The sequence below is a fragment of the Saccharothrix sp. ST-888 genome (assembly GCF_000955975.1).
Taxonomy (GTDB): Bacteria; Actinomycetota; Actinomycetes; order Streptomycetales; family Streptomycetaceae; genus Kitasatospora.
Map to the genome: position 1 here is coordinate 1 of NZ_JYJF01000998.1, position 301 is coordinate 301.

The window sequence follows — 301 nt, forward strand, 5'->3', positions numbered from 1 at the left end:
GCCTCGCACACCGCCCAGGTGATGGGAGGCCTCTGGCTGGTGACGGGGCTGCCGGTGCTCGCCGCGCAGGGCACCGCTGTCGGCGTCCGGGGATAGCCCCGTACGCATGACCAACACCAGTTCACTCGGGAAGCCCATCACGGTCGGCAAAGCCTCCGCGCTGAAGCTGGCATACGCCAGCTTCCAGAAGACGTCACGCGTGCTCGTGGCACTGTCGATCGGGTTGGCTCGCGAGCACGGCGTCGACCAGGAGCTCCTCGAGGTGGCCTCGCGACGCACCGATTCGTACCTCGCCGAGCCC

General features: G+C 68.8%; 1 protein-coding gene. It reads left to right on the forward strand.

The features are described 5' to 3' along the window. Nucleotides 1–106: 106 nt before the first annotated feature. Nucleotides 107–301, forward strand: a 195-nt coding sequence (locus UK12_RS35320) for a hypothetical protein (RefSeq protein ID WP_045307318.1), incomplete at its 3' end; no start/stop codon positions are given.